General features: G+C 71.4%; 25 protein-coding genes, 1 tRNA gene and 2 rRNA genes. 7 read left to right on the top strand and 21 right to left on the bottom strand.

What is annotated here, in order from left to right:
- Positions 1–46: 46 nt before the first annotated feature.
- From Q9S36_RS28090 to Q9S36_RS28075, 4 genes are all read left to right on the top strand, one after another.
- Positions 47–1,081 carry a winged helix DNA-binding domain-containing protein gene (locus Q9S36_RS28090; RefSeq protein WP_311288245.1) on the top strand — a complete coding sequence of 345 codons (1,035 nt, stop codon included), beginning with the start codon at positions 47–49 and terminating at the stop codon, positions 1,079–1,081.
- Positions 1,082–1,091: 10 nt separating this feature from the next.
- Positions 1,092–1,841, top strand: a complete 750-nt coding sequence (locus tag Q9S36_RS28085; RefSeq protein ID WP_311288133.1) for an SDR family oxidoreductase — start codon at positions 1,092–1,094, stop codon at positions 1,839–1,841.
- A 138-nt stretch (positions 1,842–1,979) separates the two neighbouring features.
- Positions 1,980–2,732 carry an enoyl-CoA hydratase/isomerase family protein gene (locus tag Q9S36_RS28080; protein ID WP_311288132.1) on the top strand — a complete coding sequence of 251 codons (753 nt, stop codon included), beginning with the start codon at positions 1,980–1,982 and terminating at the stop codon, positions 2,730–2,732.
- Positions 2,729–3,583: a 3-hydroxyacyl-CoA dehydrogenase family protein gene (locus tag Q9S36_RS28075; protein ID WP_311288131.1), complete on the top strand. Its 855-nt coding sequence runs from the start codon at positions 2,729–2,731 to the stop codon at positions 3,581–3,583. Before Q9S36_RS28080 ends, Q9S36_RS28075 begins: the two co-directional genes overlap by 4 nt.
- Positions 3,584–3,778: 195 nt before the next feature.
- On the opposite strand, the gene Q9S36_RS28070 is transcribed toward Q9S36_RS28075, so the two are convergent.
- A tRNA-Pro gene (locus Q9S36_RS28070) sits at positions 3,779–3,852 on the bottom strand.
- Positions 3,853–3,960: 108 nt separating this feature from the next.
- Here Q9S36_RS28070 and Q9S36_RS28065 point away from each other — a divergent pair.
- The gene (locus tag Q9S36_RS28065; RefSeq protein WP_311288130.1) at positions 3,961–4,569 is read left to right on the top strand and encodes a GNAT family N-acetyltransferase; all 609 of its coding nucleotides are present in this window, start codon (positions 3,961–3,963) and stop codon (positions 4,567–4,569) included.
- A 12-nt stretch (positions 4,570–4,581) separates the two neighbouring features.
- Positions 4,582–4,953, top strand: coding sequence for an RNA-binding S4 domain-containing protein (locus Q9S36_RS28060; RefSeq protein WP_251449370.1), 372 nt, complete (start codon positions 4,582–4,584; stop codon positions 4,951–4,953).
- A 15-nt stretch (positions 4,954–4,968) separates the two neighbouring features.
- Here the strand turns inward: Q9S36_RS28060 and Q9S36_RS28055 are convergent, their stop codons facing one another.
- Positions 4,969–5,616, bottom strand: a complete 648-nt coding sequence (locus Q9S36_RS28055) for a TetR family transcriptional regulator (RefSeq protein WP_311288129.1) — start codon at positions 5,614–5,616, stop codon at positions 4,969–4,971.
- A 56-nt stretch (positions 5,617–5,672) separates the two neighbouring features.
- Here Q9S36_RS28055 and Q9S36_RS28050 point away from each other — a divergent pair, with 56 nt between their 5' ends.
- Positions 5,673–7,163, top strand: coding sequence for an MDR family MFS transporter (locus tag Q9S36_RS28050; protein WP_311288128.1), 1,491 nt, complete (start codon positions 5,673–5,675; stop codon positions 7,161–7,163).
- A gap of 1 nt (position 7,164) precedes the next feature.
- Here the strand turns inward: Q9S36_RS28050 and Q9S36_RS28045 are convergent, their stop codons facing one another.
- The 19 genes from Q9S36_RS28045 to Q9S36_RS27955 all read right to left on the bottom strand — a co-directional run.
- On the bottom strand, positions 7,165–8,073 hold the full coding sequence (locus tag Q9S36_RS28045) for an NUDIX domain-containing protein (RefSeq protein ID WP_311288127.1): 909 nt from the start codon (positions 8,071–8,073) through the stop codon (positions 7,165–7,167).
- A 40-nt stretch (positions 8,074–8,113) separates the two neighbouring features.
- A complete protein-coding gene (gene der / locus Q9S36_RS28040; protein WP_311288126.1) occupies positions 8,114–9,652 on the bottom strand; it encodes a ribosome biogenesis GTPase Der in 1,539 nt (512 codons plus the stop codon).
- Positions 9,642–10,352, bottom strand: coding sequence for a (d)CMP kinase (cmk, locus tag Q9S36_RS28035; RefSeq protein WP_251449355.1), 711 nt, complete (start codon positions 10,350–10,352; stop codon positions 9,642–9,644). Before cmk ends, der begins: the two co-directional genes overlap by 11 nt.
- Positions 10,345–11,466, bottom strand: coding sequence for a prephenate dehydrogenase (locus tag Q9S36_RS28030; protein ID WP_311288125.1), 1,122 nt, complete (start codon positions 11,464–11,466; stop codon positions 10,345–10,347). Before Q9S36_RS28030 ends, cmk begins: the two co-directional genes overlap by 8 nt.
- Positions 11,463–12,251: a pseudouridine synthase gene (locus Q9S36_RS28025; RefSeq protein WP_311288124.1), complete on the bottom strand. Its 789-nt coding sequence runs from the start codon at positions 12,249–12,251 to the stop codon at positions 11,463–11,465. The genes Q9S36_RS28030 and Q9S36_RS28025 overlap by 4 nt, the downstream gene beginning before the upstream one ends.
- Positions 12,248–12,862, bottom strand: coding sequence for an SMC-Scp complex subunit ScpB (gene scpB / locus Q9S36_RS28020; protein WP_311288123.1), 615 nt, complete (start codon positions 12,860–12,862; stop codon positions 12,248–12,250). Before scpB ends, Q9S36_RS28025 begins: the two co-directional genes overlap by 4 nt.
- Complete coding sequence (locus Q9S36_RS28015) at positions 12,852–13,655, bottom strand: ScpA family protein (RefSeq protein WP_311288122.1); 804 nt, start codon at positions 13,653–13,655, stop codon at positions 12,852–12,854. Before Q9S36_RS28015 ends, scpB begins: the two co-directional genes overlap by 11 nt.
- Positions 13,639–14,502: a ParA family protein gene (locus tag Q9S36_RS28010; RefSeq protein ID WP_251451407.1), complete on the bottom strand. Its 864-nt coding sequence runs from the start codon at positions 14,500–14,502 to the stop codon at positions 13,639–13,641. Before Q9S36_RS28010 ends, Q9S36_RS28015 begins: the two co-directional genes overlap by 17 nt.
- Before the next feature lie 122 nt (positions 14,503–14,624).
- Entirely contained in the window at positions 14,625–15,563 is a 939-nt protein-coding gene (gene xerD, locus Q9S36_RS28005) for a site-specific tyrosine recombinase XerD (RefSeq protein WP_311288121.1), read from the bottom strand.
- Entirely contained in the window at positions 15,564–16,178 is a 615-nt protein-coding gene (locus tag Q9S36_RS28000) for an NUDIX hydrolase (RefSeq protein ID WP_311288120.1), read from the bottom strand. It abuts the gene before it with no gap.
- The gene (locus tag Q9S36_RS27995; protein ID WP_396653859.1) at positions 16,175–17,902 is read right to left on the bottom strand and encodes a CTP synthase; all 1,728 of its coding nucleotides are present in this window, start codon (positions 17,900–17,902) and stop codon (positions 16,175–16,177) included. The genes Q9S36_RS28000 and Q9S36_RS27995 overlap by 4 nt, the downstream gene beginning before the upstream one ends.
- A 14-nt stretch (positions 17,903–17,916) precedes the next feature.
- Positions 17,917–19,611: a DNA repair protein RecN gene (gene recN, locus Q9S36_RS27990; RefSeq protein ID WP_311288119.1), complete on the bottom strand. Its 1,695-nt coding sequence runs from the start codon at positions 19,609–19,611 to the stop codon at positions 17,917–17,919.
- The gene (locus Q9S36_RS27985; protein ID WP_311288118.1) at positions 19,608–20,600 is read right to left on the bottom strand and encodes an NAD kinase; all 993 of its coding nucleotides are present in this window, start codon (positions 20,598–20,600) and stop codon (positions 19,608–19,610) included. Before Q9S36_RS27985 ends, recN begins: the two co-directional genes overlap by 4 nt.
- On the bottom strand, positions 20,597–21,397 hold the full coding sequence (locus tag Q9S36_RS27980) for a TlyA family RNA methyltransferase (protein WP_311288117.1): 801 nt from the start codon (positions 21,395–21,397) through the stop codon (positions 20,597–20,599). The genes Q9S36_RS27985 and Q9S36_RS27980 overlap by 4 nt, the downstream gene beginning before the upstream one ends.
- The gene (locus Q9S36_RS27975) at positions 21,394–21,546 is read right to left on the bottom strand and encodes a hypothetical protein (RefSeq protein WP_251449344.1); all 153 of its coding nucleotides are present in this window, start codon (positions 21,544–21,546) and stop codon (positions 21,394–21,396) included. The genes Q9S36_RS27980 and Q9S36_RS27975 overlap by 4 nt, the downstream gene beginning before the upstream one ends.
- Before the next feature lie 26 nt (positions 21,547–21,572).
- A complete protein-coding gene (locus Q9S36_RS27970; RefSeq protein ID WP_311288116.1) occupies positions 21,573–22,616 on the bottom strand; it encodes an HAD-IIA family hydrolase in 1,044 nt (347 codons plus the stop codon).
- Positions 22,616–23,884 carry a primosomal protein gene (locus Q9S36_RS27965; protein ID WP_311288115.1) on the bottom strand — a complete coding sequence of 423 codons (1,269 nt, stop codon included), beginning with the start codon at positions 23,882–23,884 and terminating at the stop codon, positions 22,616–22,618. Before Q9S36_RS27965 ends, Q9S36_RS27970 begins: the two co-directional genes overlap by 1 nt.
- Before the next feature lie 92 nt (positions 23,885–23,976).
- Positions 23,977–24,093, bottom strand: a 5S ribosomal RNA gene (gene rrf, locus Q9S36_RS27960).
- A gap of 98 nt (positions 24,094–24,191) precedes the next feature.
- A 23S ribosomal RNA gene (locus Q9S36_RS27955) occupies positions 24,192–24,456 on the bottom strand; the annotation flags it as partial.

Raw genomic sequence — 24,456 nt, 5'->3', positions numbered from 1 at the left:
CCAGCCTACGACCGGTGTCGGGGTGTGCCGCTAGCGTGGGCGGGTGATGGACATCACAGCGACGCACGCACGGCGGATGCGGTGGCAGGCGCAGCTGCTGGGCGGATCCGCCCTCGCGCCCGCCGACGTGACGCGGCACATGGTGGCGCTGCAGGGACAGGACCTGCCCGCCGTGCTGCGTGCTGTCGCGCTCCGCGCCGGCGGGGGCACCACCGTGGCAGACGTCGTCGCCGCCTTCGACGCCGGCGAGCTGGTGCGCAGCTGGCCGATGCGAGGCACCCTCTTCGCCACGACGCCCGACGACCTCGCCGTGCTGCTTTCGTTCACGGGCGACCGCATCCGCCAGGCCACCGTGCGTCGGCGGGCGCAGCTCGACCTCGACGACCGGACCATCGGGCGGGCGCGCGACCTCGCCCTCGAGGCTGTGGCGGGCGATGGGCTCCGCCGGAGCGAGATGCTCGCGGTGTGGGAGTCCGCGGGGATCAGCACCGAGGCGGGACGCGGCTACCACCTGCTCATGCACCTGTGCGTCGAGGGGCTCATGCACTGGGGTCCGTTCGCTCCGGGCGGTGGCGAGCAGCTGCTGACCCGCTCGGATGCCGCGGCCACGGTCGACCCCGACGCGGCGCTCGCGGGCATCGTCCGCCGGTACGTCGCCGCACGGCAGCCCGTCACGCTGACCGACCTGGCGTGGTGGACCAAGCTGCCGAAGACCGCGCTGCGGCGCGTTGCGGCATCCGTCGATGATCTGGTCGACGTGACGGTCGACGGTCAGCCGGCCTGGGTGATCGGCGAGCCGGGGGTGGGCGATCACACGGGCGTCACCCTCGTGCCGGGCTTCGACGAGTGGATCCTCGGTTACGGCGACCGCTCACTCGTGGCCTCGCCGTCGATGCTCGAGGCCCTCGTGCCCGGGTCGAACGGCGTATTCCGCCCGGCCGTGCTGGTGGACGGCGTGGTCGTGGGAACGTGGCGGCCCGCTCGCGGCCGGGCAGAGGCCGTGATCGACCTGGTCGAGAAGGTGTCCGCGGCGACCAGTCGTGACATCACGCGCGCCGTCGCGGACTGGCCACACGGATAGGAGGAGCAGCATGAAGATCGCCGTCGCCGGGGGCACCGGCCTGATCGGAGCGATGGTCGCGGCCGAGGCTCGGGCCCGCGGACACGACGTGGTCGTCATGGCGCGATCGACGGGGGTCGATCTCGTCGCCGGGACCGGGGTCGCCGACGCGCTGACCGGCACTGACGTGGTGATCGATGTCACCAACGTGTCGACGTTGAAGGCGGATGCCGCCACCGCGTTCTTCTCGGCCGTCACGCGCTCGCTGCTCGAGGCCGAGCACGCGGCGGGCGTGGCGCGACATGTCGCGCTCTCGATCGTGGGGGTCGACCGCGCGCCGCACGACTACTACGCCGGCAAGCGCGCGCAGGAGCTGCTGGTCGAGAAGGCGCCCGTGGCCTGGACGATCCTGCGGGCGACGCAGTTCCACGAGTTCGCGCCGCAGATGTACGCGGCGGCGAAGGCAGGACCGCTTCACCTCGCCCCGCGCATGCGCACGCAGCCGATCGCGGCCCGCGAGGTCGCTGCGCGGCTGGTCGACCTGGCCGAGAGTCCTGCCCGCGGGTATGTCGAGATCGCCGGTCCGCGCGAGGAATCGCTCGTCGACATGGTGCGCCGCTTCGCCCGCGCCTCGGGTCACCGCGGCTGGATCCCCAGCATCCCCCTGCCCGGCCCTCTCGGCCGTGCTCAGCGCGACGGCACGCTGCTTCCCGGCCCCGACGCCGAGCGCGGCTCCGAGACCTTCACCGCCTGGCTCGCCCGCACCGCGCCCTCCGCCTGACGCGCCGGACCGCGAGAGTACATCTGGCGGACGAGACGGTGGGGCGCACCCGCACTCTCGCGCGTCACGTGTTCTCTCGCGGCAACGGCCGGACGCGGCGCATTGGACGCGCGGGGCGCGAAATGGCAACCTGGCCGGATGAACACCCTGCTTCTCCGCGAGGGCGCGGATCGGCTCACCGTCGAGCTGCATCGCCCTGACGTGCGCAACGCCATCGACGATGAGATGGTGTCCGAGCTGCACGGCGTCTGCTCTCAGCTGGAGCGGGATCCCCGCATCCTGATCCTCACGGGTGCGGATGCCGGTGGAAAGGGCGTCTTCGCGGGCGGCGCCGACATCCGCACTCTGCGGGAGCGACGACGCGACGACGCGCTCCAGGGAATCAACTCGACCCTGTTCTCGCGCATCGCCCGGCTGCCGATGCCCGTCATCGCCGCCGTCGACGGCTACGCGCTGGGCGGAGGCGCGGAACTCGCGTACGCCGCCGACATCCGTGTCGCCTCGACGCGGGCCGTCTTCGGCAACCCGGAATCGGCGCTCGGGATCATGGCCGCCGCCGGTGCCACCTGGCGGCTGCTGGAACTGGTCGGAGAGCCCCTCGCGAAGGAGATCCTTTTCACCGGACGCCGTCTCACGGCTGACGAGGCTCTGCGCGTCAACCTGGTCGCATCCGTCCACGAGCCCGAGGACCTGCTCGCCGCTGCCGACGCGATCGCCGACCGCATCTGCGAGCAGGATCCCCTGGCCGTCCGGCTGACGAAGCGCGTGCTCGCGGCACCGCGCTCGGCGCACCCGCTCGTCGACGACCTCGCGCAGGCGATCCTCTTCGAGTCCGAGGCCAAGACCGAGCGCATGACCCGATTCCTGGACCGGTCGAAGGAGACCTCATGACGCTGCCCGCATCCGTCGGCGTGATCGGCGGCGGCAGGATGGGCGCGGGTATCGCGCAGGTCTTCGCCCAGGCCGGGGCCGATGTCACGGTGATCGAACGGGACGACACCGCCGCCGAGCATGCGCGAGCGCGCCTCGAGGACGGCGTCGCCAAGGCCGCCGCACGGGACGCCTCCGTCGACGCCGAGCGCCTGCTCGCCCGCGTGCGCGTGGGCACCGACTTCGCCCACCTGGCGGGTGCCGAGCTGGTCATCGAGGCCGTTCCGGAGGCATTCGAGATGAAGGTCGAGGCGCTGACCGCGGCCGAGAAGGTGCTCGGCGAATCCGCATGGCTCGCCACCAACACCTCATCGCTCTCGGTCACCGACCTGGCCGGCACGCTGCAACAGCCGGAGCGATTCTGCGGCCTGCACTTCTTCAACCCGGTCCCACCGTCGGCGCTCGTCGAGATCGTCCTCACCCCGCAGACCGCGCCCGAGCTGCGCGCGCAGGCGGAGTCCTGGGTCGCCGCGCTCGGAAAGACCCCGATCGCCGTCAACGACGCCCCGGGTTTCGCCAGTTCTCGCCTGGGTGCGGCGATCGCGCTCGAGGCGATGCGGATGCTGGAAGAGGGCGTCGCCAGCGCCGAGGACATCGACACCGCTATGGTGCTCGGCTACCGGCACGCCACCGGGCCGCTTCGAACCTCGGACCTGGTCGGGCTCGACGTCCGGTTGGGGATCGCGGAGTACCTGCACGAGACGCTCGGCGACCGCTTCGCACCGCCGCAGATCCTCCGCGACAAAGTCGCCGCGGGCGACCTGGGCCGCAAGACCGGTCGCGGCTTCTTCGACTACCCCGCCCGCTCCTGACCCCGCCGCGGCCCGCGCGGCGCCGCCCCGGGCACCCACGCCAGACCGCGAGAGTACACCCTGCCGCCGAGACGCCGGGCGCACCCCACGCCCTCGTCCGCCCGATGTACTCTCGCGGTCCAGACAGGCTCGCGGGTACGACAGCACGGGGGACGCGAAAGGGCCCGCCGAACGGCGGGCCCTTTCGTTGTCCGGTCGGGATGACAGGATTTGAACCTGCGACCCCTTGACCCCCAGTCAAGTGCGCTACCAAGCTGCGCCACATCCCGGACGTCGTCACCTGCGTGAAGACAACTCCCCTATCGTAGCCTCTCCGGAGACCGCCCGCGAACCGAGACGCTTGCCGCACGTCGGATGCCGCGACTACGGTCGCCGCCATGACCGAACACACCGCACGAGTCACCATCGAACCGGCCACCGCCGACCGCTTCGACGACGCTCAGCATGCGCTGACCGGCGGAGGCGACGGCAAGAGCTGCCAGTGCCAGTGGTGGAAGATGAGCAGCGCCCGGTTCAACGCGACCTCCGCCGACGAGCGCAACGCGATGCTGCGGGACGAGATCGCCGCCGGGCCGCCGCCCGCCCTCATCGCCTACATCGACGGCGAGGCAGCGGGCTGGGTGCGGGTCGGCCCCCGCACGGCTCAGCCGCGCCTCGGTCGGACCAAGGCGTACGCCTCGGTGTCCGAAGAGCCGTGGGACGACCCGGTCGTGTGGGCGATCAGCTGCTTCGTCGTCCGGCGGGAGCATCGCGGGCGGGGGCTCAGCGCACAGCTCCTCGACGCGGCGGTGCGACACGCGCGCGACAACGGGGCGCGAATCGTCGAGGGCTACCCGGTCGATCCGGATGCCGGGCATGCGCACTCCGCGAACAGCCTCTACCACGGGGTCGTCCGCACGTTCCGCGACGCCGGTTTCCGCGAGGTGGGCCGCTCCCGCGCCGACCGCGTCGTCATGGCCCTCGACCTGGCGGCACCGCAGGTTTGAGATCATGGTCGGATGACCGCAACCGCCCGCGTCGACGCCTGGCTCTGGGCCGTCCGCGTCTACAAGACGCGGTCCCTTGCCACGACGGCATGCCGTGCGGGCCACGTGCGGGTCAACGGCGAACGGGCCAAGGCCGCTCAGCCGGTACGGCCGGGCGATGAGCTGCGCGTCCGTATCAACGGCTTCGACCGGATCCTCGTCGTGAAGACGACGATCACCAAGCGGGTGGGCGCCGCGCTGGCGGCAGAGGCCGTCGAAGACCGTACGCCCCCGCCGCTCCCGCGCGAAGAGACGCCGTTCGTCCCCATCCGCGACCGCGGCGCCGGCCGCCCGACCAAGCGCGAGCGCCGCGACCTCGACCGCCTGCGCGGTCGTGACGACTGACCGGACCGCCCGCGCTCAGCCGGCGAAGTGCTCGGCGAAGCCCCGCACCGCCGCACGCAGGTCGAGATACACCGAACGGGGTGTGACGTCGTCGCCCGCATCGTGCCGGCGCGCCCACACGTCGAAGGTCTGCCGCGCGAGAGTGCCGAACAGCGCCACGAGCAGCTTCAGTGATGCAGGGTCGGCCTCCGATGACGCTGCCAGGGCCTCCGCCAGCACCTGAGCCTGCTCGGCGTCGCGGCGAAGGGTCACGGCGAGCAGGGCCGGCTCGGAGAAGATCAGCGCGTGCAGCCGGCGCCCGCGGGTCCGGCCCTCGACGTCGCCGGCGACGATGTCGAACACCGCGAGCCAGCCCGCTTCGAGTGCGGCGGCGGGCGACGCCCCGGCGTCGAGCGCCCGCAGCGTCTCGCGCACGAGCAGGTCGCCCTCGGGGTCGTCGAGGAACGCCGCCTGCTCCTTGGTCGCGAAGTACCGGAAGAACGTCCGCGGCGAGATGCCGGCGGCATGCGCGATCTCGTCGACCGTGGTGGCGTGGACGCCCTGTCGCTCGAAGAGGTCGAGAGCGGCATCCGAGATCTCGCGCGTCGTCTCGAGGCGGCGTCGCTCGCGCAGGCCGACGGGCGCGTCGACCGCGTCGTCGTCCACCACCGAGGAAGTGCTCATCCCGGCCCAGTGTACATCAGGTGCCAACTTGACAGTGTCTGCCATAATTGCAGGTGATGACTCTTGAAGACTCCCGCACCGCGTCCACTCCGGTGCCCACCGCCCCCGCCGTCGATCGCGGCACCGGCTCGGTGATCGCCCTCCTCGTCGCCTCGGCCTTCGTCGTGATCCTCAACGAGACGATCATGAGCGTCGCGCTCCCCCGCCTCATGAGCGACCTCGCCATCACCGCGAGCACCGCCCAGTGGCTGACCACCGGCTTCATGCTCACGATGGCCGTCGTGATCCCGCTCACCGGCTTCCTGCTCGCGCGGTTCCCGCTGCGGAACATCTACTTCACCGCGATGGGGCTCTTCACCGCGGGAACCCTGATCGCCGCGCTCTCACCCGGCTTCGAGGTGCTGCTGGCCGGGCGCATCGTGCAGGCGTCGGGCACCGCGATCATGATGCCGCTGCTGTTCACGACGGTCCTCACGATCGTCCCGGCCACCCATCGCGGCCGCATGATGGGTGTCATCTCCATCGTGATCGCGGTCGCCCCGGCCATCGGGCCCACCGTGTCGGGCATCATCCTCTCGGCCCTCGACTGGCGCTGGATGTTCTGGCTCGTCCTGCCCATCGCCGTCCTGGCGATCGCCCTGGGTGCGGTGTGGGTGCGCAACGTCACCGAGACCGTCCCCGCGACCCTCGACGTCCCCTCGGTCATCCTGTCGGCGCTCGGCTTCGGCGGCCTCATCTTCGGCCTCAGCTCCATCGGCGAAGCCGCGTCGGGCCACGCGCCCGTCCCGGTGTGGATCCCGCTGGTGGTGGGCGCTGCCAGCCTGATCACCTTCGTCGTCCGTCAGATCCGCCTGCAGAAGACGGATGCCGCGCTGCTGGACCTCCGCACCTTCCGGTCGCGCACCTTCAGCCTGGCGGTGTCCCTCGTCGTCGTGGTGTTCGCCGCGCTGTTCGGCTCGCTCGTGCTGCTGCCGATCTATCTGCAGCAGGTACTGGGCCTGGACACCCTCGCCGTCGGCCTGATGCTGCTTCCGGGCGGCATCCTGATGGGTGTCATCGCCCCGATCGTCGGCTCGCTCTTCGACCGCTTCGGACCGACCCCGCTCGTGATCCCGGGCATGACCGTGGCCGCCGCCGCACTGTGGGGCATGGCGACCTTCGACGAGGGCACCACTGTCGCGTGGGTGATCGCCGTGCACGTCGCCCTCAACCTCGGCCTCGGCTTCGTCTTCACCCCGCTCATGACGTCGGCCCTGGGGTCGCTCCCGCGCCACCTGTACCCGCACGGCAGCGCGATCGTCGGCACCATCCAGCAGGTGGCCGGCGCCGCCGGCACGGCCCTGTTCGTCACGCTCATGTCGGTGCAGGTCGCGGCATCCGCCTCACGCGGCGCCGACGCGGTGGCGGCGACCGCCGACGGCGTGCACGCCGCGTTCCTGGTGGGAGCGATCATCGCCACCGCTGCCGCGGGACTCGCGCTGTTCGTCCGCAAGCCGGTCGAGCCGTCGGACGCGGTTCCGGGGGACGCTCCCGCGTTCGCTCACTGATTCAGGATGCCGGGGTCACCAGGTCCAAAAGCCATCGCGCGCCGCGGACCGTGCCCCCGGCATCCGTCACGCGGGCGGCGAGCTCGCGGTCACTGGTGACCACCGTGACCTGCTCGCCCCGCCCGAGCCGTTGGCGGGTCTCGGCCACGATGGCGTCGTCTCCGGATGCCGGAGCCCGCACCACCTCGACGCGACCGGCGGCGGGAGCCTGCCGCGCCTGACCCTCGACGACCGCCGCGATCGCCGGGAACCAGCGGTGCTCCGAGAGCCCGAGCTCACCGCCCGGGATGCCGTCGACCTCGAGCCCCGCCACGCGCGCGATGAGGCGCTCGGCCGCTCCGCGTCGATCGCGCCACCATCCGTCGGGGACGGCGCCCATGACGTTGGCGACGTCGATCACGAGGGCGGGCCGGACGTCGAGCAGCTCACGAAGCGCCGGCCACGAGGCGGCGAACCCCGGGTGCAGCGGCCGGGCGACAACCTCGTCGACGGGAACCCACGCGAGCTCGACGCTCTCGGGGTCGCTGATCACCGGCTCGAACGGCCGCTCGACGTCGGCGACGAGCGTGGCATAGCTCCAGTAGTCGAGGTCGAGGACGCTCAGCAGGCGCGGCCGCACGGCCCCGTCGGGCACGCCGGCCTCTTCGGTCGCCTCGCGGATCGCGCCGTCGGCGGCCGACTCGCCGTCGTGACGGGCGCCGCCGGGCAGCGCCCACGTGCCGCCGAAGTGACTCCACGACACGCGATGCTGCAGCAGGATGCCGCGCGCGGCGTCGTGGGCCAGCAGACCCGCGGCACCGAAACGCCCCCAGTACCGCTCTCCGGTGGGGGCGACGACCCAGGCGTCACCCGGGTCGCGCGGCCCGGTGCGGGGCGGCGGGCCCCCGGCATCCGGCTGTCGCGTACTCACCGTGTCAGCCTGACACACCACCGCACCGGCGGCGCCGGCCTCAGCGCTGCCGACGCTCGCGCACCCGCATGTTGATCACGATGGGCGAACCCTCGAAGCCGTACAGCTCGCGCAGTCGTCGCTGGACGAAACGGCGGTAACCGGCATCCAGGAAGCCCGTCGTGAACAGCACGAAGGTCGGCGGACGCGTCGAGGCCTGGGTGCCGAACAGGATGCGGGGCTGCTTGCCGCCGCGCAGCGGATGCGGATGCTCGGCGACGAGCTCGGACAGGAACGCGTTGAACTTACCGGTCGGGATGCGCTGATCCCACGAGTCCAGCGCCGTCTCGAGCGCGGGCACCAGCTTCTCGAGGTGGCGCCCGGTCTTGGCCGAGATGTTCACGCGAGGCGCCCACGCCACGTGGGCGAGATCCTGCTCGATCTCGCGCTCGAGGTAACGACGACGATCGATGTTCTCCATGTCGTCGTCGTTCAGGCGATCCCACTTGTTGAACGCCAGCACGAGCGCGCGGCCCGATTCGAGCACCAGGTCGATGATGCGCACGTCCTGCTCGCTGAGCGATTCGCTCACGTCGAGCACGACGACGGCGACCTCCGCCTTCTCGAGCGCCGCCGAGGTGCGCAGCGATGCGTAGAAGTCGGCGCCCTGCTGCAGATGCACACGACGACGGATGCCGGCCGTGTCGACCAGGCGCCAGAGGCGCCCGCCGAGTTCGACCACCTCGTCCACCGGGTCGCGCGTGGTGCCCGCGAGCTCGTTCACCACGACGCGCTCCTCGCCGGCGGCCTTGTTCAGCAGCGACGACTTGCCGACGTTCGGGCGACCGAGGATCGCCACGCGACGGGGACCGCCGATCTCGCCGCGTGCGACGGCCGAGACCTCGGGGAGCTTCTTCATGATGTCGTCGAGGAGATCCGCGACGCCGCGGCCGTGGATGGCCGACACCGGGTACGGCTCGCCGAGACCGAGGTTCCACAGGGCGGCGGCCTCGGGCTCCTGGCGGGCGTCGTCGACCTTATTGGCGACGAGGAACACCGGCTTGCCGCTCTTGCGCAGCAGCCGCACGACGTGCTCGTCGGTGGAGGTCGCCCCCACCATCGCGTCCACGACGAACAGCACCACGTCGCACAGGTCGATGGCGACCTCGGCCTGCGCGGCCACCGAGCGGTCGATGCCCCTGGCGTCGGGCTCCCACCCACCGGTGTCCACGAGCGAGAACCGGCGGTTCATCCACTCGGCCTTGTAGGTGACGCGGTCGCGCGTGACGCCCGGGGTGTCTTCGACGACCGCCTCGCGACGGCCGAGGATGCGGTTCACCAGTGCCGACTTGCCGACGTTCGGGCGGCCGACGATCGCGACCACAGGAAGGGCGGGAAGGATCTCGATGCCCTCGCCGCCGTCGACCAGGCCCGCCAGCAGCGCGGCGTCCTCTTCGTCCAGCTCGTAGTCGTCGAGGCTCGCGCGCAGGGCCGCCGCGCGCTGGTCCGCCAGCTCGTCGTCGATCTCGTCCAGCGTCTCGGCGAGGTGGTCCTCGCCGTACTCGTCTTCGGTTCCGTGTTCGGTTCCGTCAGCTGCCATGTCGTGCTCCCGCCTCTGTGGGGATGGCCCGTCCGACCACGCCGAGGACGGCGTCGACGGTCTGGGCGAAGTCCAGTTCGCTCGAATCGACCACGGTCACGCCCGGTGCCGCGGTGAGGAAGTCCACCACCGCCGAATCCGAGGCGTCGCGCTTGGCCATCGCCTGGGCGACCTCGATCGCATCCTGCGAGGTCAGTTCGGCGCTGCGCCGCGCCGCCCGCACCTCGGGCGAGGCCGTCAGAAGGATGCGCACGGGTGCGTCGGGGGCGACGACGGTCGTGATGTCCCGGCCCTCGATGACCACGCCCGGCGTGCCCGCCCGCCCCGCGAGGGCTCGGAAGAGCGCGCTCGCGGACTGGCGGACGGCCGGCACCCGGGCGACGCCGCTGACGGCGTCGGAGACCCGCGGCTCGCGGATGGCCTCGGTCACGTCGGTGCCGCCCACGCGCACCCAGAAGTCGTCGGGGTCGGTCGAGACCTCGTACTCGAAGTCGCCGGTCACCTCGAGCACGCTCGTGGCGTCTGACGTGTCGACGCCGTGGTCGAGGGCGTGCCACGCCAGCGCGCGGTAGGCGGCGCCGGTGTCGAGATAGCCGTAGCCGAGCCGCCGCGCGACCTCTTTCGACACGCTCGACTTGCCGCTGCCGGCGGGACCGTCGATCGCGACGATCACCGGATCGGTGTGGACGGAGTCAGTCATTGGTGGTGCTCGCAATCTTCCATCCGCGGGCTTCGAGCCCGTCGATCGCCCGACGGACGGCGGTGGGGGCGACGCTGATCTCGGCGAGACCGAACTGCGCACCCGGGGAGTGCTCCAGGCGCAGGTCCTCGACGTTGACGTCGAGCTCGCCGAGCTCGCCGAACAGCCGGCCGAGCTGGCCGGGGGTGTCGTCGACCATGACGACGATCGTCTCGAACCGGCGGTTCTGGCCGTGCTTGCCCGGCAGCCGCTCGACGCCGTCGTTGCCGCGGCGGATCGTGTCGGCGATCGCGCGGCGCGCTCCGGGGGCGTCGGGTGCCCGGAGCGCGGCGGCCACGTCGGTGAGGTCGGCTGCGAGGGCGTCGAGGACGTCCACGACCGGGGTGGCGTTCGCCCCCAGGATCTGGACCCACAGCTCGGGCGCCGACGCCGCGATGCGCGTGGTGTCGCGAACACCCTGCCCGGCGAGGCGCAGCGAGCCGTCCGGCGCGTCGACGAAGCGGCCCGCGAGCAGGCTGGCGACCAGCTGGGGCACGTGCGAGACGAGCGCCACGGAGCGGTCGTGGTCTTCGGGCGACATCTCGATCGGCATCGCGCCGAGATCCAGGGCCAGGCCCTCGACGAGGGCGAGATCGGATGCCGAGGTCTCTTCGTCACGGCACACGACCCACGGCCGGCCGACGAAGATGTCGGCTCGGGCGGCGATGGCTCCCCCGCGCTCGCGGCCGGCGAGGGGGTGCGAGCCGATGTAGCGGGCGATGTCGACGCCGCGCTCGCGGAGCGTGCGCAGCGGCTCGAGCTTGACGCTCGCGACGTCGGTGATCACGGCATCCGGGTACGCGGAGAGTTCGCGGGCGATCACGTCGGCGGTGACGTCGGGCGGCACGGCGACGACGACGAGGCTCGGCCGGTCGTCCTCTCGGGCGGCGCGTCCGGCGCCGTAGTCCACGGCGAGCCGCAGCTGCGCCGGCGAAGTGTCGGACAGGGCGACGTCGACCCCGAGCCCGGTGAGGGCGTGGCCGATGCTCGACCCGAGCAGGCCCGCTCCGACGATGCGAACCGTGCCGTGGACGCGCGCGCGGACGCGCGCGGACGCTGTCGCGGTATCGGTCACGTGTTCTCCTGATCGCTGCGACCCTCGGACGTCGGGTCGCCGGTCGCCTGGCGCGCGAGAGTGAGCAGCGCGCCCCGCTCCACCTTAGTCAACTCGCGTGCCTCGCCCGCTGGAAGGGTTCCCAGGTGCAGCGGGCCGAACTGCCGCCGCACGAGCTCGACGACGGGGTGCCCGACCGCGGCCATCATCCGCCGCACGATGCGGTTGCGCCCGGAGTGCAGGGTCAGCTCGATGAGCGACCCGCCGCCGGCGTCCGAGCTCGACAGCAGCCGAGCCTTGTCCGCTGCGATGGGGCCGTCCTCCAGGTCGATCCCCCGCGTCAGCCGGGCGACGGTCTGAGGCGTCACCCGCCCCTCCGCCTTGGCGATGTAGACCTTGGTGACGCCGAACGACGGGTGGGCGAGCACGTGCGAGAGCTCCCCGTCGTTGGTGAGGACGAGCAGGCCGCTCGTCTCGGCATCCAGTCGCCCGACGTTGTACAGCCGCTCCGGCCAGTCCTTCGTGAACCGGCGGAGGTCGGGCCGCCCTCGGTCGTCGCGCATCGAGCTCACGACGCCGGTGGGCTTGTTGAGCATGACGTAGCGCTTGGTCTGGTCGAGCTGCACGGCGGTGCCGTCGACGTCGATCAGGTCGGTGTCGGGGTCGACGCGCGAGCCGAGCTCGGTGACCACGGCGCCGTTGACCCTCACGCGCCCGTCGACGATCAGCTGCTCGGCGACGCGGCGCGACGCGACGCCGGCGTTGGCCAGGGCCTTCTGCAGCCGGACGCGGCCCTCGTCGCTCATCGGATCACCTCCGCATCGAATCCCTGCGCGCCGTCGTCGAGGAGGGGCGAGATGTGGGGCAGCTCATCGAGGGAGTTGATGCCGAGGTGCACCAGCAGCGCGTCGGTGGTGCCGTAGTGGATCGCGCCGGTCTCGGGGTCGGCGAAGCGCTCCTCGATGAGTCCGCGCGACAGCAGCGTCCGCACGACGGAGTCGACGTTGACCGCGCGGATCGAGGCGACCTGACCGCGCGTGACGGGCTGCTTGTAGGCGATCACCGCGAGGGTCTCCAGCGCCGCCTGCGACAGGCGGGACGGCGCCTGCGAGTTGACGAACTCGCTCACCAGATCGTCGTGCTCGTCCCGCACGTAGAGCCGCCAGCCGCCGCCGACCTCGCGCAGCTCGAAGCCGCGGCGCGGACCCCCGGAGAGTCCGTCGTAATCGGCGACGAGCCCTTCGATCGCCTGGCGGACGGCGGGTACGGGCGCCGAGACCGCGGTGGCCAGCGCCACCAGACTCTGAGGCTCGTCGACGACGAGCAGGATGGCCTCGAGCCGGCGGGCCACGTCGGCGGTCGTCCGCGGCCGCGTCGACGCGTCGGCGTCATCGGCGGTGGTCGTGTCATCTGTCATAGTCGGCCCCCAGGGTCGCGAGGTTCTCATCGGACCACCGGTCGGCGGTCCAGCGCAGGGTCAGTTCGCCGAGCGGCTCCAGCTGCTCGAAGCCGATCGCCGCGTGACGGTAGAGCTCGAGCACCGAGATGAACCGCGCCACGACGACACCAGGCTGCGACACCCCGGCCACGAGCTCCCGAAAAGTGAGTGTTCCGGCATCCCGCAGCAGGGTGACCACGACGGCGGCCTGTTCCCGGATGCTGATCAGCGGCGCGTGCAGGTGATCCAGTCGCACCGACGGGATCTCCTTCGGCGTCATCGCCAGCAGCGCGAGGGCGGCGAAGTCGTCGGGGCTCAGCGTCCACACGAGCTCGGGGACGGCGTTCCGGTACTTCTCGTCCAGGCGCACCGCGCGCACGTGACGGCGCTCTTCGCGCTCGAGGCACCTCGCGAACCACGTCGACACCTCTTTGAACGCCCGGTACTGCAGCAGGCGGGCGAACAGGAGGTCGCGCGCCTCGAGCAGCGCCACCGACTCTGCGTCGACGAACTCGCCCTGCGGCAGCAGTCCCACGACCTTCATGTCGAGCAGTGTCGCGGCCACGACGAGGAACTCGGACGCCTCGTCGAGATCGCCGTCGGGCCCGGCGTCCCGCAGATACGCGATGAACTCGTCCGTCACCTTCGACAGCGACACCTCGGTGATGTCGAGTTCGTGCTTGGAGATGAGGTTCAGCAGCAGGTCGAACGGACCGTCGAAGTTGGTCAGCGAGACCCGGAACCGGTCGGGCTCGTCAGGCGACGGCGCCACGCGAGACCAGCTCCCGGGCCAGTCGCAGGTACGCCTGGGCGGCCGCGTGCTCGGGCGCGAACTCGGTGATCGGCATGCCCGACACCGACGCGTCGGGGAACTTCACCGTGCGCCCGATGACCGTCTCGAGCACGTCGTCGCCGAACGCGTCGACGACCCGTTCGAGCACCTCGCGCGAGTGCAGGGTACGCGGGTCGTACATGGTGGCCAGGACGCCGTCGAGGGTGATGGCCGGGTTCAGGCGGTCGCGGACCTTGTCGATGGTCTCGATCAGCAGCGCCACGCCGCGAAGCGCGAAGAACTCGCACTCCAGCGGGATGATGACGCCGTGGCTGGCGGTCAGCGCGTTGACGGTGAGCAGCCCGAGCGACGGCTGGCAGTCCACCAGGATGACGTCGTACTCGCCCGACACCTTGCGCAGCGCGCGCGAGAGGATCTGCTCGCGTGCCACCTCGTTGACCAGGTGCACCTCGGCGGCCGAGAGGTCGATGTTCGCCGGCATCACGTCGAGGTTCTCGACCGAGGTGTGCACGATGACCTCGTGCGGATCCTTCTTGGAATCCAGCAGCAGGTCGTAGATCGTCGGGATCTCGTGGGTCTGGATGCCCAGGCCCGCCGACAGCGCGCCCTGCGGGTCGAAGTCGACCGCGAGCACCTTGCGGCCGTAGTTGGCCAGGGCCGCCGCGAGGTTGATGGTGGTCGTCGTCTTGCCGACCCCGCCCTTCTGGTTGCACAGGGCGATGATGCGCGCGGGGCCGTGGCCGTCGAGCTTCGGCGGGGTCGGGAAACCCTGGTAGGGACGACCCGTGGGACCCATCGGGGTGTCGCCCACCGAGGCCTTGGCCATCCCTCGCTTGCTGCCCGGCTTGCTGACCGCCACCGACTCTCCTGCCTTCGCGTACGTTCGCTCGATTCTAGTCACGCCGGTTCGCTTCGCCCACGAGGCGCAACGCGCGGGGGCGGGATCGGTCAGCGCGCGCGGGGGTGCGAAGTGGCGTAGACGTCGCGCAGCGCGTCGACGCTCACGTGCGTGTAGATCTGGGTCGTCGCCACCGAGGCGTGGCCGAGGAGCTCCTGCACGACGCGGACGTCGGCCCCGCCCTGCAGCAGGTGGGTGGCGAAGGAGTGACGCAGCGTATGCGGCGACACGTGCGCGGTCAGCTGCGCGCTCTCGGCCGCCTGCTGGATCACCGCCCACGCGCTCTGACGCGACAGCGGCGCGCCGCGCACGCCCAGGAAGAGCCGCGGCGTCGCGCGCCCGCGCCGCGACAGCTCGGGCCGCACCCGGGTGAGGTAGGCCTCGACCGCGCGCTGCGCGTACGAGCCCACCGGCACGATGCGCTCCTTGTCGCCCTTGCCCCGCAGCCGCAGGACGTCGCGGTCGGCGACGTCGTCGACGTCGAGCTGAATCACCTCCGACACCCGTGCGCCGGTCGCGTACAGCAGCTCGAGCAGAGCCCGGTCGCGCACGCCCGCGAAAGCCTCGGGTCCGGTCGCCGCGGCCGGATCATCCGAGGGCGCGGGGCCTGCGGCATCCAGCAGGCTCTCGACCTGGTCGATCGTCAGCGCCTTCGGCAGGCGACGGGGCAGCTTCGGGGGGCGCAGACGTCCGGCCGGATCGGCCTCGTCGATACCCTCGCGCACCAGGAAGCGATGCCACCCGCGCACCGTCGACTGCAGCCGCGCGATGCTGGATGCCGCCACCGGCGGCTCTGCGCTCGCCCGCTCCGCCGTGAACCGACCCACCAGGTCGGCGGTCACGTCGGCCGAGTCGTCGACACCCTGCGCGCGCAGCCACCCGACGTAGCCGGCGAGGTCGCGCCGGTACGCGGCGACGGTGTGCTCGGACAGTCCGCGCTCGATCGAGATGTGCCGGAGGTACCGGTCCACCCCGCGATCGAGCCGCATTCACTCCCCCGCGCTCGCGCGGCGTCGCAGCGTCTCGGCCGCGGCGAGGACTCCGGCCACGAGGATGCCGTTGCGGAGCCTCCCGGCCAGCACACCGTCGACGGCGTCCGCGAGCGGCACCCATTCGAGCCGGATGTCGGCCTCCTCCGCCTCGCGCGGGTGCGGGGTGTGATGGGCCGACAGGCCCCGGGCGAGGAACAGGTGCACCACCTCGTCGTTGCCGCCCGGCGTCGTGAAGATGCTCACGAGGGGCTCGCACGTCTCGGCGACGAGGTCGGCTTCCTCGGCGAGCTCGCGGAGGGCCGTCTCGCGCGGCGACTCCCCCGCGACGTCGAGGAGGCCGGCGGGCACCTCCCAGTCCCGGTACCGGATCGGGTGCCGGTACTGCTGGATCAGCAGGACGCGCTCGTCGTCGTCGATCGCGACCACGGCGGCCGCGCCGGGGTGGTCGACGTACTGGCGGACGATCTCTTCGTCGCCGTAGCGGATGGTGTCGCTGCGGACGTCCCACACCCGCCCCTCGTACACCAGGTCGCTGTCGACGACGTCAGGGTCGACCGGCTCGTCGCGCAGGTCGGCGCCCGCGCCGGCAACCGCTCCGGCGCGATCCGTCACGCGCGCGCCTCCTGCGCGTCCTCGAAGGGCTCGACATCGAACAGCTCGCTGGCGCGGTGGCGTTCGAGCGCCGCGCCCACGAGTCCCCGGAACAGGGGGTGCGGCTCGGTGGGGCGCGAGCGCAGCTCGGGGTGCGCCTGCGTGGCGATGTAGTACGGGTGCACGTCGCGCGGCAGCTCGACGAACTCGACCAGGTCGAGGTCGGGGTTGACGCCCGAGAACACGAGGCCGGCCTCGGCGATCTGCTCGCGGTAGCGGTTGTTGACCTCGTACCGGTGGCGGTGGCGCTCCTGCACGAGCGTCGACCCGTACACCTCGGCGGCCAGCGAGCCGTCGGCGAGGTCGGCGGGGTAGAGCCCCAGCCGCATCGTGCCGCCGAGGTCGCCCCGGTCGAGGATGTCGACCTGCTCGGCCATCGTGGCGATGACGGGGAACTCGGTGTCGGGGTCGAACTCGCTCGAGGACGCCCCCGCGAGCCCGGCCATGGTGCGCGCGTACTCGATGACCATGCACTGCAGGCCCAGGCAGATGCCGAGCGTCGGGATGCCCTGCTCGCGCGCGAACCGCAGTGCGCCGAGCTTGCCTTCGATCCCGCGGATGCCGAATCCGCCGGGAACGATGATGCCGTCGAGCTCGCCCAGCGCCTTGGCCGCGCCCTCGGGCGTCTCGCACTCGTCGGACGGGATCCACCGGATGCTGACGTGGGTCTCGTGCGCGAAGCCGCCGGCCTTGATCGCCTCGGTGACCGAGAGGTACGCGTCGGGCAGGTCGATGTACTTGCCGACGAGGCCGATGGTCACCTCGTGCTTGGGGTTGTGGACGGCGCCGAGCACCCGCTCCCACCGGGACCAGTCGACGACTCCGGCCCGCTCCAGGCCGAGCGAGCGGACGATGTACTCGTCCAGCCCCTGGTCGTGGAGCATCGAGGGGATGTCGTAGATGCTCGGAACGTCGACGGCGTTGACCACGGCATCCTCATCGACGTCGCACATGAGGGCGATCTTGCGCTTGTTCGACTCGGTCACGGGCCGGTCGCTGCGCAGCACGAGTGCGTCCGGCTGGATGCCGATCGAGCGGAGGGCGGCGACGGAGTGCTGCGTGGGCTTGGTCTTCTGCTCGCCCGAGGCCCCCATGAAGGGCACGAGCGAGACGTGCACGAAGAAGACGTTGCCGCGCCCGAGCTCGTGGCGGATCTGCCGGGCGGATTCGATGAAGGGCTGGGACTCGATGTCGCCGACCGTGCCGCCGATCTCGGTGATGATGACGTCCGGCTGAGGGCGCTCATCCGCCTGCAGGCGCATGCGCCGCTTGATCTCGTCGGTGATGTGCGGAATGACCTGCACGGTGTCGCCGAGGTACTCGCCGCGACGCTCCTTCGCGATCACCTGCGAGTAGATCTGGCCGGTGGTGACGTTGGCCGCCTGGCTGAGCTCGATGTCGAGGAAGCGCTCGTAGTGTCCGATGTCGAGGTCGGTCTCGGCGCCGTCGTCGGTGACGAAGACCTCACCGTGCTGGAACGGGTTCATCGTCCCGGGGTCGACGTTGAGGTAGGGGTCGAGCTTCTGCATGACCACCCGCAGTCCCCGCGCCGTGAGGAGGTTGCCGAGACTGGCCGCCGTGAGGCCCTTGCCCAATGAAGAAACGACACCGCCGGTCACGAAGATGTGCCGAGTGGTGCCGATCGAAGAGCCGTCCGAAATACTTGCCGATTGAGTTTCCGCCACGGGCTTTTATCCTATCAGTCGGGCTGGACCCGGAGGCCCAGCAACTCGCGCGCGTGGGTCAGGGCGGCGTCGGAGTCGGGCATGCCCGACAGCAGGCGCGCCATCTCGGCCTCGCGGTCCGGTCCTTCGAGGCGCCGGACATCCGACGCGGTGACCGAGCCGTCGCTGGCCTTCACGACGGTCAGGTGATTGGTCGCGAACGCGGCGACCTGGGCGAGGTGCGTGACCGCGATGACCTGGGCGGACTCGGCCAGGCGGGCCAGGCGCCGACCCACCTCGATGGCGGCGGCACCGCCGATCCCGGCATCCACCTCGTCGAAGACGAACGTGGGGACCGGGTCGGTTCCTGCGATGACCACCTCGATGGCCAGCATCACCCGGCTGAGCTCCCCGCCCGAGGCCCCGCGCGAGACCGGCCGCGGCTGGGCTCCCGGGTGCGGGGCGAGAAGGATCGCGACGTCGTCTCGCCCGGACGCGGTCTCCGGGCCCGGCCCGACGTCGACGGTCACGGTCGCGTCCGGCATCGCCAGGGCGCGCAGCTCGGCGGTCACCGCCGCGCCCAGGCGCTCGGCGGCGCTCCGCCGCGCTTCGGTGAGGATCTCGGCCGCCTCGTCGAGAGCCGTGGCCGCGGCATCCCGCTGCGTCGTCAGCCGCTCGATGCGGTCGGAGTCGTCGTCGAGCTCGAGAAGACGCTCGGAGCCGGTCTGAAGCAGGTCGATGGCCGCATCGAGCGAGCCGTGCGTGCGCGCGAGTCCGGCGAGCACCGCGCGACGCTCCTCGACGGCGGCGAGCTCGTGGGGTCCGGTCTCGTCGAGGTCGGCGAGGTAGCCGGCGAGGGCGGCCGCGAGGTCGGCGGCACGGTATCCGAGATCTGCAGCCTGGGTCGCGAGCTCCTCCAGCAGCGGGTCGTGCGCGGCGCGCTCGAGCTCGCGCCGCGCGGCGCCGAGCAGCGTGAGCGCATCGGGTCCGCCGGCCTCACTCGAGAGGGCGTCGTGCGCGGTCGCCGCAGACAGCCGCAGCTCTTCGACGTTCGCGAGCCGCTCTGCGCGCACCGCCAGATCGGCGTCCTCGCCCGGCTGCGGCGCGGCCTCCTCGATCTCGGCGATCTGCGTGCGCAGCTCGTCGGCTTCGCGGGCCCGCGATTCGCGATCGCCGGTCAGTCGCTCCAGTTCGCTCTCGAGTCCGCGGGCCCGTTCGAAGGCGTCGCGGTAGGCCGTCTTGACCGCGTGCAGGGCCGGACCCGCGAAGCGGTCCAGCGCATCGCGTTGGGCGACGCCGGAGCGGAGGCGCAGCTGATCGGACTGGCCGTGCACGACGACGAGGTCGTCCGCCAGATCCGACAGCACGCCGGCCGGCGTCGCACGACCCCCCACCGAGGCACGGCCCCGGCCCTCGCTCGAGATGGACCGGCCGACGAACAGCTCGGCGCGACCGTCGCCCAGCGGCTCGAGGTCGCCGCCGGCTTCGCGGACCCGCTCAGCCACCGAGCCGTGCTCCGGGACGATCCACACGCCGTCGACCGACGCCTGGGACGCGCCGGCGCGCACGGCGCCGGAGTCCGCCCGCTGGCCGAGCAGCAGCCCGAGGCCGGTGACCACCATCGTCTTCCCGGCACCCGTCTCACCGGTGATCGCGGTGAATCCGGGGCCGATGGGCAGCGTCGCTTCGGCGATGACACCGAGGTCGCGCAGTCGCATCTCCTCGATCACGTCGCGCCGCCGCCTTCGGCCGACGGGGCGGATACCGGTGACGAGCCGTTGGAGAGGCCGTTGGAGATCCCGTTGGAGATCGTCGGGCCCCGCCACCCTTCCACCGGAAGCCGGAACTTGCGCACGAGCCGGTCAGTGAACGCGGCCGGGTGCAGGCGTGCGAGGCGGACCGGGCGCTCCGAGCGTCGCACGACGACGCGGGCACCCGGCGGAAGGTCGTGCGAGCGGCGGCCGTCGCACCACAGCACGCCGTCGCCTCCGGTGCGCTCCAGCAGTTCGATGGCCACAGCGTGCTGCGGGCCGACGACCAGGGGCTTGGCGAACAGGGCGTGCGCCGACAGCGGCACCACCGAGATGGCCTCGACGGTGGGCCAGATGACGGGGCCGCCGGCCGAGAAGTTGTACGCGGTCGATCCGGTCGGCGTCGAGACGACGACGCCGTCGCAGCCGAAGCTCGACAGCGGTCGGGCGTCCACCTCGATGACGACCTCCAGCATCCGCTCGCGGCTCGCCTTCTCGACGGTCGCCTCGTTGAGGGCCCACGTCTCGTAGACGACGGCGTCGGCGGAGTCCTTCACCCGCACCAGCAGCGCCATGCGCTCCTCGACCCCGTAGTCCCTGGCGATCACCCGGCGCACCGCGTCATCCATGTCGTCGCGCTCGATCTCGGCAAGGAAGCCGACGTGCCCCATGTTGATGCCGAGGACCGGCGCCGTGCCGTCGCGGACGAGTTCGGCAGCGCGCAGGATGGTGCCGTCACCGCCGAGCACGATCGCCAGCTCGACGTCGGCGACGGCGACGTCTTCGCCGAGCACCGCGGTCTCGCCCAACGCCGGGACGATCGCCGAGAGCTCCTGGTGGTCGGAGGGCGCGAGGACGGGGCGGGCGCCCGCGCCGCGCAGAGCGGCGATGACGCGCTCGGCCGCCTGCACGGTGTCGTCGCGGCCGGCGTGGGCCACGACGAGGATGCTGCGGTCGTCGGCTGTCATGTGCTCCCCGTCAGTCGGTTCACGATGTCCAACCATTCTGTCGGATTGGTTCCGCGACCCGGCGCGAGGTGGACGATGTACTCGGCATTGCCGTGCGTGCCCAGGATCGGGGAGGAGACGACGCCGCATGTGCCGAGACCGGCATCCCACGCCGCCCACAGCAGCGTCGCGACGGCGTCCGCGCGCAGAGCGGCGTCGGTGACGAGCCCGCCTCGGACGGCGGTGCGGCCGACTTCGAACTGGGGCTTGACCAGCAGCACCGCGTCCCCGCCGGGCGCGATCACCGCGCTCACCGCGGGGAGCACATGCGTGAGCGAGATGAAGGACAGATCACCGGTCACGACGGTGGGCGCTTCATCGACACCGGATGCCGCGGCCAGCGTGGCAGGCGTCATGTAGCGCACGTTGAAACCCTCGACGGCGACGACCCCCGGGTCGGCCTGCACGAGTGGCGAGAGCTGTCCGTGGCCGACGTCGACGGCGATGACCGACTGCGCGCCGCGCTCGCGCAGCACCTGCGTGAACCCGCCGGTCGATGCGCCCATGTCGAGGGCGAGACGACCCCGCACAGCGACGCCGAACGCGTCGAGACCGGCGATGAGCTTGTGCGCCGCGCGGCTGACATAGTGGTCGGTCGCGGCGACTTCGAGGGCGGCGTCGTCGTGCACACGCGTGGACGCCTTGACCACCGGGACACCGTCGACGGAGACCACGCCCTCCGCGATGAGCGCGGCAGCGTGGGTGCGCGAGCGGGCAAGGCCCCGCGCGGCCAGCGCCGCGTCCAGGCGTTCCGTCATGGACGGGACACGCCGGCCGGCCCGGATTCCAGCCGGCGGGCGAGGGCGTCGTGGAGCGCCTCGTACGCTTCGGCGCGCTGCGCCAGCGGCTGGGACTCGATGATCTCGAGATCGCTCAGCAGGTCGCTGCGGTCCGTCGCGGGTTCCATCCCCTCAGGATACGTGCGGGCGGGCCTCAGGGCCGGTGAAACGGGTCGGCGTAGAGGATCTCGGGCACCCGGAACCCGAAGATCGCGCGCCCGGTCTGCCAGATCGCCGCCGCAGCCGCGCGCAGGAGGTCGATCTGCGCCCCGCCCGTCGACAGGATCTCGATGTCCGCACCCGCGATGCGCACCGTGGACTCGCCCACCGTCACCGCGCCGTCGCGGACGATCGTGCGGGGATAGGGCTCGTGAAGCTCTCTCAGGTCCCCGAGGATGAACGTCGGCTGCGAACCGGCAGGGGCCGCCAGCACGTGCTTGGGCCGGTCGATGCCGGTCAGCACGAGCGCGGACGGCACGCCGGCGCGGTTGGCGCCCAGGATGTCGGTGTCGAGACGGTCACCGAGGAAGAGCGGCCGGGCGGCGCCGAAGCGCGCGACCGCCTCGTCGAAGATCGGCACCTCCGGCTTGCCCGCCACCGTGGCGAGTCGGCCGACAGCGGTGTGGACGGCGGAGACGAGCGTGCCGTTGCCCGGGGCGACACCGCGCGACTGGGGGATCGTCCAGTCGGTGTTCGTCGCGATCCAGGGGATGCCGCCCTCCTCCTCCGGCACGGCCAGGGCGTACGCGGCCTCGGCGAGCTGCGTCCATCCCACCTCGGGCGCGAAGCCCTGCACGACCGCCGCGGGCGCATCGTCGGCACTGCGGGTGACGGTGAAACCGGCCTTCTCCACCTCGACGACGAGTCCTTCGCCCCCCACGACGAGGATCGTCGACCCGGGCGCGACGCGGTCGGCGAGCAGCCGCATGGCGGCCTGCGGGCTGGTCACGACGTCGGTCGGTCGTGTGTCGAGCCCGAGCCCGGTCAGATGCTGCGCCACGGCGGCATCCGTTCGGGAGGCGTTGTTGGTGATGTAGCCCAGGCGACGGCCGTCGTCGCAGGCGCGGGTGAGACTTTCGACCGCGTGAGGAATGGCGCCGGAACCGGCGTAGACCACGCCGTCGAGATCAGCCAGCACCACGTCGATGCCGGCCAGCGGCGTCGACTGCTGCTCCGCGCGCCGCGAGAAGAGCCCCATCAGGCCTCGTCCCGGGTCGCGTCGTCCTGTTCCGTGTCCTCCTCGTCGGAGACGTCGGGCGACTGCTCGTCCACCGGAGCCGTCGAGGCCGGATCGGTCATGGGCTCGTCGTCGACGTCATCGACATCGTCGATCTCGTCGATCTCGTCGATCTCGTCGATCGTGATGGTCTCGAGATCGCCGAGACCGGATGCGGCGTCCAGCGCGTCGGCGGCGATGACGGCGCGCTGGTGCCAGCGGTCCGCCTCGTCGGTGCGTCCGAGTTCCTCGAGCACGGCTGCGCGGGCGGCGAAGAGGGCCGGGCTCCATTCGAAGGCGCGATCAGGATCGAGTTCGGGGATGTCCAGCTCGAGCAGAGCGCGTTCGGCGTCGCCGAGGTCGAGACGGGCGCCCGACATGGCGATCGCGAGTTCGACGCGCACCGGCGCGGGCAGGTCTTCTCTCGAGACGGAGCGGCCGACTTCGAGCGCCCGATCGGGACGTCCGACGCCGCGCTCGCTGTCGACCATGAGCGCGATCTGATCGTCCTTGCCCGATATACGGCGGTAGGTGCGCAGTTCGCGCAGCGCCAGGGCGAAGTCGCCGATCGCGTACGCGGTGATGGCGAGGGTCTCACGCACGATCGCGATGCGGCCGGCGCGGCGTGACGCGGCCAGGGCGTGCCGGTGCGCGAGCTCGGGGTCCTCGTCGATCAGCTCGGATGCCATCGCGAGATGGCGGGCCACCTCATCGGCGTTCTCCTTGCTGAGGGTCTTCAGCTCGTTGCGTGCCCCGGTGTTCAGGTCGTGGGGCGTGATCTCCTCGGGGATCGGCGGGTCATCGTGCCGCGGCCGGTCGGGTCGGGCTTCGCCGGGACGCACGGCACGGTCAGGCCGACCCGCGCCGGCGCGCGTCGGCCGCGCGGACCGAGCACCCGCTCCCTCGCGAGGCGTGTACGGCTTGCGGTCGCCGTCGCGCTTCACGTACGGTTTCCGCTCACCGTCGCGGGGTGCGTACGGCTTCCGGTCGCCGCTCTCGCGAGGCGTGTACGGCTTGCGGTCGCCGCTCTCGCGAGGCGTGTACGGCTTGCGGTCGCCGCTCTCGCGAGGCGTGTACGGCTTGCGGTCGCCGTCGCGCTTCACGTACGGCTTACGCTCACCGTCACGGGGCGCGTACGGCTTCCGGTCACCATCGCGTTTCGCATAGGGCTTCTTGCCGGGTGCGCCGCTGCGCCGGTCGGACGAAGCGCGCGAGGAGCCTTCCTCGTCACGAGGGTTCTGCTCTGCCATGGCTTCGATCCTCTCGTCCGCGACCGGAGCGCGCAATCGTCGGGTTAACGCGAAAGGGCCACCCAGCGTTGGGTGGCCCTTTCATGAAAGAAGTCCGGCGGTGTCCTACTCTCCCACAGGGTCCCCCCTGCAGTACCATCGGCGCTGTGAGGCTTAGCTTCCGGGTTCGGAATGTGACCGGGCGTTTCCCTCACGCTATGGCCGCCGAAACACTATTGATGTTTCAGTCTGCACAACGATTGTTCGTTATGCGGTTCTCGACCGTACATCGAGAACCACTCAGTGGACGCAAGCACCTAAACGGTGTGTTATCAAGTCATCGGCTTATTAGTACCGGTCAGCTTCACGTGTTACCACGCTTCCACATCCGGCCTATCAACCCAGTAGTCTGGCTGGGAGCCTCTCACCCGAAGGTATGGAAATCTCATCTTGAGGCCGGCTTCCCGCTTAGATGCTTTCAGCGGTTATCCATCCCGAACGTAGCTAACCAGCGGTGCTCTTGGCAGAACAACTGGCACACCAGAGGTTCGTCCAACCCGGTCCTCTCGTACTAGGGTCAGATCCTCTCAAAC

The organism is Microbacterium sp. ARD31 (genome assembly GCF_031844425.1).
Note: the sequence above shows the minus strand (reverse complement) of the source record. Positions and strands in the feature narration are given on the sequence as shown.